General features: G+C 73.9%; 6 protein-coding genes and 1 pseudogene. 4 read left to right on the top strand and 3 right to left on the bottom strand.

Annotation, left to right across the window (positions count from 1 at the left end):
• From J0670_RS27895 to J0670_RS27885, 3 genes and pseudogenes are all read right to left on the bottom strand, one after another.
• Positions 1-304, bottom strand: a pseudogene (locus tag J0670_RS27895) (alpha/beta hydrolase); the annotation flags it as partial.
• A gap of 63 nt (positions 305-367) precedes the next feature.
• Positions 368-1,159 (bottom strand): methyltransferase domain-containing protein, encoded by a 792-nt coding sequence (locus J0670_RS27890; protein ID WP_243437619.1) that lies wholly within the window; start codon positions 1,157-1,159, stop codon positions 368-370.
• 127 nt (positions 1,160-1,286) lie between these two features.
• Complete coding sequence (locus J0670_RS27885) at positions 1,287-2,381, bottom strand: alpha-hydroxy acid oxidase (protein ID WP_207814459.1); 1,095 nt, start codon at positions 2,379-2,381, stop codon at positions 1,287-1,289.
• 184 nt (positions 2,382-2,565) lie between these two features.
• Here J0670_RS27885 and J0670_RS27880 point away from each other — a divergent pair, with 184 nt between their 5' ends.
• The 4 genes from J0670_RS27880 to J0670_RS39555 form a co-directional block, all read left to right on the top strand.
• A complete protein-coding gene (locus tag J0670_RS27880) occupies positions 2,566-4,002 on the top strand; it encodes an AMP-binding protein (RefSeq protein WP_307806727.1) in 1,437 nt (478 codons plus the stop codon).
• Positions 4,003-4,099: 97 nt separating this feature from the next.
• Positions 4,100-4,375, top strand: coding sequence for an acyl carrier protein (locus J0670_RS27875; protein WP_207814457.1), 276 nt, complete (start codon positions 4,100-4,102; stop codon positions 4,373-4,375).
• Positions 4,372-4,653: an acyl carrier protein gene (locus J0670_RS27870; protein WP_307806726.1), complete on the top strand. Its 282-nt coding sequence runs from the start codon at positions 4,372-4,374 to the stop codon at positions 4,651-4,653. Before J0670_RS27875 ends, J0670_RS27870 begins: the two co-directional genes overlap by 4 nt.
• A partial coding sequence (locus tag J0670_RS39555) for a beta-ketoacyl synthase N-terminal-like domain-containing protein (RefSeq protein WP_307806725.1) occupies positions 4,650-5,809 on the top strand: 1,160 nt, incomplete at its 3' end. The genes J0670_RS27870 and J0670_RS39555, both read left to right, overlap by 4 nt.

The raw sequence follows: 5,809 nt of genomic DNA, 5'->3' as shown, positions 1-5,809 counted from the left end.
GGCGGCAGACGGCGTCGCTGGTGTCGGGCGAGCCGAGGGTCCAGCCGCCGCCGAACAGGTAGAGCAGGGCGGGCAGTCGGCGTCCGGGCGGTTCGGGCCGGTAGAGCCGCAGGGCGAGTTCGCCGCCGGGGCCCGGGATGCGGTGTTCCTCGACGGCGGCGACCGGTTCGGGGGTGCCGGCCGCGGCGCGGATGTCGGCGAGGTCGGCGGCGCGGGCCTCGGCGAGGGTGAGGGTGTAGAGCGGCGGGGCGCCGCTGCTCGCGCGGTGGGCGCGCACGGCCTCGGCCTGGGGGTGGAGGGGCATGGGAGGAGGTCCGTTCGGTTCTCTTCGGTGCGGCGGGCTCTCACGCTCTGGCGGGCTCGCGCTCTAACGGTCGGCCTCGACGTAGATGGTCTCGTCGGTGCGGAAGGCCGTGTCGAGGTCGGCGACGTCCGGGCGGAGGCCCTGGCGGTAGGCGCAGTGGCGGATCTGCTCGGGCGTGAATCCGGCCAGGGTGAGGACGTGGCGCAGCTCGTCCAGGTCGTAGATCCACTGGTGGCCGAAGTGCCGGAAGATCTGGTTGACGAGGAAGGCCGGGCGGTCGGGCATCGGCGGGCCGAAGCCGAGGGTGGTGAGGCGGCGGCGGTGCTTGGCGAGGAAGCCGTCGCCGGTGGCGTAGCCGACCAGGTACCGGGCGAGGTCGGGGGTGGTGAGGCGCAGGACGCCGCCGGGGCGTAGGACCCGGCGGGCCTCGCGCAGCCAGCCGACCGCGACGGGCAGGGTCACGTGCTCGATGAGGTGCTCGGCGTAGACCCAGTCGACGCTGGCGTCGGCGAAGGGCAGTGGTTCGGAGATGTCGAGCCGGGTGAACCAGCGGTCGCCGTCGACGCGGTACAGGGTGCCGGGTTCGGTGGCGGCGACGGGGCTGCGCAGGGTGGCGAGGTCGGTGCCGAGGCCCTCCGGATGGGCGGTCCGGAAGGCGGCAAACTCGATTCCGGTGATGCCGAGTTCACGGAAGTCGGTGTGGTCGTGCGGCAGGGCGCCGGGGCGTGCTTCGAGCTGGTCGCAGGTGGCGACCAGCTCGCTGAAGGCGTCCAGGCGGGTGGCCAGGGTGTCCGGGTCGTCCCAGTCCCAGCCGGGGAACCGTTCGGTCGGTGCATTCGGTTCGGTCTGTTTCATCGGTGCGGTCTGTTCGGTCATCGGTCTCTCTCTGGTGAACGTGGCACGGGAGCCGCGCGGTTCAGCGGTTTGGCGGTTCGGTGGTTCAGTGGTGTTCAGCGCTTCAGCGGTTCAACGGTTCAGCGGTTCAGGCGGTCGGCCAGGGCGCGAGGACGCCGCGGTCCAGGTCGGCGAGCCGGGGGCGGCCCAACAGGGCCATGGTGTGCTCCAGTTCCTCGCGCAGCAGGTCGAGCACCCGGTGCACGCCGGCCTCGCCCTCGGTGGCGAGGCCCCAGAGGGCGGGGCGGCCGACCAGGGCGGCGCGGGCGCCGAGGGCGAGGGCGACGGCGATGTCGGCGCCGGTGCGCACGCCGCCGTCGAACAGCACCGGCAGTTCGGCGGGGACCGCTTCGACCACGTCCGGTAGCGCGGCCAGGGCGGGTAGGGCTCCGTCGAGTTGGCGGCCGCCGTGGTTGGAGACGAGGACGGCGTCCACACCGTGCTCGACGGCCAGCCGGGCGTCCTCGGCGGTGAGGATGCCCTTGAGGACCAGCGGCAGCCGGGTGCGTTCGCGCAGCCAGGCGAGGTCGGACCAGCTCAGGGTGGGGTCGAACTGTTCCCGAGCGTGGTCGGCGATGCCCGAACCGCCGTCCGTGGCACGGTGGCTGGCGGCCATCAGGGCCGGGTCGAGGTTGACGGCGCGGATGGCGGGCGGGATGGCGAAGCCGTTGCGCAGGTCGCGCAGCCGGCGGCCGATCCGCGGGGCGTCGACGGTCAGCATCAGGGCGTGGAAGCCGGCCGCCTCCGCGCGTTCCACCAGGGCGGCCAGGGCGGCGCGTTGGCGCAGCCAGTACAGCTGGAGCCAGAGCGGTCCGGTGGCGGCCGCGGCGATCTCCTCCAGGGTGCGGCTCGCGAACATCCCGGCGACGAGCAGCGCTCCGGCCTTTCCGGCGGCGCGCGCGGTGGCGGTCTCGCCCTCCGGGTCGACCAGTCGGTGGTAGGCCATCGGGGCGATTCCCAGCGGGAGTTCGAGCTGCCCGCCGAGCAGGTTCATCCCGGTGGCGCAGGCCGATACGTCGACCATGGTGCGTGGGCGGAGCGCATAGCGTTCGAACATCTTCCGGTTCGCCGCCAGGGTGCGTTCCGCACCGCTGCCGCCTTCGATGAAGTCCCAGATTTCCGGGGGAAGTCGGTCGCGCGCCGCGCGCTCGATCCCGGCCAGCGTGAGTGCTCCCACGGGCATCCTCGTTCCAGGACCGCCACGCTCGGGCCAGTCCCGGTTGGGCAGCGTAGGAGCAACAACCACATTGGTATAGACCTTGATTTGACCAAACGTCTGTGCCATGGTCTGGCCACGGAATTGACCGTATTGGTCGCGAACGACGCCCATGGCGTCCATGTCAAATCCCCCTGACTTGTGTGGAGCCGTGTTGACCGGCTTTTCCCCCTCTGCGCTTCCGCATTTCCCGCCGCCGCACGCCGACGCCCCGCAGGACTGGGTCGACCGGTCGCTGCTGGCCGGCCCGGGCGGCGAGGAGTGCCTGCACTTCGGCGCGCCGCTCGACCGGGACGCCCTGCGCGCCCTGGTCGAGGAGCAGTCTCTCAGGCTGGCGGCCGCCGGGCTCGGGTCCGGCGGGACGGCGGCGCTACGACTGCCGCCGTCGGTGGCCTTCGTCACCGTGCTGCTGGCCTGCTGGCGGCTCGGCGCCCAAGTCTCGCTGCTCGACCACCGGTTGACCGACCATGAGGTGGACGCGGCGGTGGCGCGGCTGGCCCCGCAGGTGCTGGTAGGCTCCGCCCACCGGTCGGCGGCGGCGCTGCGCGGCTTCTCCGAGGTGGAGCCGGTGGCCGTTCCGCGGTCGGACGGTCTCCCGGCCCGCACCGGGCACGCGCTGATCCAGCTCAGCTCCGGCTCCACCGGGCCGGCCAAGGTCATCGCCCGGACGGCCTCCGATCTGCTGCGCGAACTCGATTGCTACCGAAGGCTGGTGGATTTCCCCGGCGAGGGCGAGCAGGTCGTCCTGCTCTCTTCGGTGGTGCACGTGCTCGGGCTGGTCGGCGGGCTGCTCAACGGCCTGCACTCCCGCGCCGCGCTCACCGTGCCGGAGCGGATGACGGCGGCGGGCATCCTCGCCGCGGTCGCCGCGAGCGACCGGCCGACCACGATCGTCGGGGTTCCCTTCCACGCCGAAATGCTGGCGGGGGTGGCCGCTCTCCCGGCGCTGCCGAACCTGCGGCGGATGGTCGTGGCGGGCGAGCTGCTCCGCCCGGGGCTGCCCGCGCTGTTCACCGAACGCTACGGCGTCCCGCTCGGCACCATGTACGGCATGACCGAGACCGGGGTCATCGCCACCGACCTCGACGGCACCCTGCACCCCGCCAAGCGGCCGGTCCACGGCATGGAACTGCGCCTCGTCAAGGGTGAGTTGCAGCTCGGCGCGGCCTCCTCCCCGTACCCGGGGCTGGACGATCCGAGCCGCTGGTCGGACGGCTGGCTGCACACCCGCGACGCGGCCGAGCTGGACGGGGACACCGGCCTGATCACCGTGCTCGGCCGGCTCGACTCCCAGGTGTCGATCGGCGGGCTGAAGGTCGACCTCACCGAGGTCGAGCAGACGCTCACCGCGCTGCCGGAGATCCACGAGGCCGTGGTGGTCTTCGACGGCGAGGCGATCGAGGCCTACCTGGCCACCGAGGCCGAGGCCGACCTCTCCCTCGTCCGGGACGGGCTGGCCCGCCGCCTGGCCGCCTACAAGCGGCCGCGTCGGCTGGTCCTCCTCCCCCGGCTCCCCCGCACCGCCACCGGAAAGCTGCTGCGCGACCCGGCCGCCCTGCGCGACACCGCCGCGGCCGCCACGCGCTGACCGGACGCGCCGGAACCCGCCTTCACCGAACAACCCCCGAAAACACCTGAACAGCCCCTGAGCAACCCCCGAGCGACCCCGACAAGGAGCCACCACCATGCAGGACCGCATCCGCGCGTTCGTCCTGGCCGCCCTCACCGAGATGCAGTACGACGTCTCCGAGGTCACCGGGGACACCGACCTCGGCCCGGCCGGGCTGGACCTCGAATCGCTCGCGCTGGCCGAGCTGTCGGTGCAGATCGAGGACGAGTTCGGGATCAAGTTCGACCTGGACGAGATGGAGACCACGGCCATGATGACGCTCGACGAGTTCACCGCCGACGTCGTCAAGCGGATCGAAGCCCTCCCCGCCACCACCGGCAGCGCGGCGTGAGCGACTCCGCCCGCACCTCCGCGGCCCCTCCCGAGGCCCTCCCCGACCGGGCCGAGGTCCTGACCATGCTGGCGGCGTTCGGGCAGCGCGCCGTGGAGGCCGTTCCCGAGGAGCTCGGCTCACTCGAACTCACGTGGCTCATCGCCGAGTTCGAGCAACGCTACGGCATCCAGGTGGATCTGGACGACGAGCGCTTCGGCGCCGTGCGGACGGTCGACGACGCCACCGGGCTGCTGCGCGCGGCCGTCCTCGCCGAGCGCGCGGACACCCGGCCGTGACCGCCTCCACCCCCATCGGCTCCGGACCGCCCGCCGGGCGGGCGGCGGCGGTGCCGACCGGACCGGCCGCCATCCGCCCGGTCGTCACCGGGGTCGGCGTCCTCAGCGCCGCCGGCCGCGGACTGACCGCGCTGACCGAGGCCACCGCCCACGGCAAGGCCGCGTTCGCCGAGGTCACCCGCTTCGACGTGACCGCCCGCCGCACCACCCGGGCCGCCCTGCTGCCCGCCGGTGTGCCGCTGGCCAGCACCTTTCCGCTGGCCAGGGCCGTGCTCGACGCGATCGGCCAAGCCTGCCGCCAGGCCGGGCTGACCGCCGCCGAAGGCGCCGGGATGCCCGTGCTGCTGGCCCTGCACAGCGACGAGCGCACCCGCGCCACCGCCGAGGCGGTGGCCGCCGGGGTCCGTCAGGGCTGGGGCGCGCCGGGCGTCACCCGGGTGTACACCAGTGCCTGCGTCGCGGCCGCGACCGCCGTCGCCGACGCCGCCGTCCTGGTCGCCACCGGGCGGCACGAACGCGTCCTGGTCGCGGCCGGGCACCTGGTCGAACCGGGCGTGTTCGCCGTCTTCGACGCCGGACGCGCGCTGGCCAGGGACGGCGAGCTGCGCCCGTTCAGCACCGGACGGACGGGCACCCTGCTCGCCGACGCGACCGCGGCCGTCGTGGTCGAGGCGGCACCCGACGCCGAGCGGCGGGGCGCCCCCGCGCTCGCCCGGCTGGCCGGCTGGGGCCGGACCGGGGACGCCCATCACGTCTGCCGCCCCGAGCCGGAGGGCACCGGAGTCACCCGGGCGATCGAGGCCGCGCTCACCCGCGCGGGCGTCACCCCCGCCGAGGTCGGCTACGTGAACGCCAACGGCACCGGCTCCACGCTGTCCGACCAGGCCGAAGCCACCGCCCTGCGCCGGGTGTTCGGCCCGCACACCGACCAACTGCCGGTCAGCTCCAGCAAGTCGGTGCACGGCCACGCCCTGGAGGCCACCGGGCTGCTCGAACTCGCCGTCACCATCGGAGCCCTGAACGACGGCCTGCTCCCGGTCAACGCCGGCTGGCTCGGCCCGGACCCGGCCGTCGGCCTGGACCTCGTCCTGGACGGCCCGCGCGCCGCCCACCCGCGCTACGCGCTCACCCTCAACTCCGCCTTCGGCGGCGCCAA

It is taken from the genome of Streptomyces sp. FH025, from assembly GCF_017427025.1.
Lineage (GTDB): Bacteria > Actinomycetota > Actinomycetes > Streptomycetales > Streptomycetaceae > Kitasatospora.
The sequence above is the reverse complement of the archived record's forward strand: the minus strand, read 5'-3'. Positions and strand labels throughout refer to the sequence as shown.

Coding starts and splice junctions, on each gene's coding strand:
- J0670_RS27885 (WP_207814459.1), bottom strand. CDS start 2,381: ATGCCCGTGGGAGCACTCACGCTGGCCGGGATCGAGCGCGCGGCGCGC.
- J0670_RS27875 (WP_207814457.1), top strand. CDS start 4,100: ATGCAGGACCGCATCCGCGCGTTCGTCCTGGCCGCCCTCACCGAGATG.
- J0670_RS27890 (WP_243437619.1), bottom strand. CDS start 1,159: ATGAAACAGACCGAACCGAATGCACCGACCGAACGGTTCCCCGGCTGG.